This window comes from Variovorax cryoconiti (assembly GCF_051216395.1).
GTDB lineage: Bacteria > Pseudomonadota > Gammaproteobacteria > Burkholderiales > Burkholderiaceae_C > Variovorax.
Map to the genome: position 1 here is coordinate 1 of NZ_JBPJZI010000076.1, position 1,044 is coordinate 1,044.

The 1,044-nt window shown below is 61.8% G+C and carries 1 protein-coding gene; it reads right to left on the reverse strand.

Annotation, left to right across the window (positions count from 1 at the left end; genetic code table 11):
- Positions 1–1,044, reverse strand: a 1,044-nt coding sequence (gene aceK / locus ACSFA2_RS25860; RefSeq protein WP_435458178.1) for a bifunctional isocitrate dehydrogenase kinase/phosphatase, incomplete at both ends; no start/stop codon positions are given.

Genomic DNA, 1,044 nt, shown 5'->3' on the forward strand with positions numbered 1-1,044 from the left:
CGCTCTCGAGCTGGCTGGGCGCGAACTTGCGGATTTCCTCGATCAGCTCGGGCTCGAAGCGGTCGAGCGGAAAACCCACGTCGCTGTACTCCAGCGTGTCGGCCATGCGGCCCACGCGGTCGTGCTGTTTCACGAGCATGTACTTGCCCTTGATCTGCTCGCGCGTGGTGTCCTTCTGCGGCGGATAGAAGTCCTTGATGACCTTGAAAACGAACGGAAACGACGGCAGGTCGAACACCAGCATCACCATGCCCTTGATGCCTGGCGCGATGCGGAATCGGTCGCTCGAATAGTTCAGGTGCGAAAGGAAGTCGCGATAGAACAGCGTCTTGCCCTGCTTGGCCAAGCCGAGCGCGTTATATATCTCGGCGCGCGGCTTGCGCGGCATGAGCGAGCGCAAAAACTGCACCCAGGCCGAGGGCACTTCCATGTCGACCATGAAGTACGCGCGCGCAAAGCTGAACAGCATCTGCAGGTCGTCTTCGCCGAACAGCGCGGCGTCGATATAAAACCTGCCGTGGCTGTCGTGCAGGATCGGCAGAGAGAACGGAATCTCGGTGAAGCCGTTCATGATCTTGCCGACCACGTACGCGCCCTTGTTGCGAAAGAACAGGCCCGACAGCACCTGCAGCTGGAAATTGGCGCGCAGCTTGACCTGGTGGAAGCGGTTCAGGATGACGTGCGCCACGCGCTCCGCATCGCGCCGCCTGTTGGCGAAGCTGCCGAGCAATGCGAAGTCGTCGAGCATCTGCTCGAGGGTGTCGGCCAGCGTGTCGGGCTCTGGGTAGTACGGCCGGTAGGTGGGCGCGCCGCGCGGCTCGATGTACTCGGTGCTGATGGCCGGGCGCACGAAGATGAAGTCGTTCTGGAAATACGCGCGGTGCAGGATCTTCGTGGTCACCGAGTTGAAAAAACTCTCGGCCAGCTCGGGCTGGTGGTGGTCCACCAGCAGGCCGATGTAGTGCAGCTTGATCTGCTGCCAGATCTCCATCGGCTGCTCGCCGGCCTTGAATTCGCGCTCCAACCGGGTGGAGGCTTCGCGCA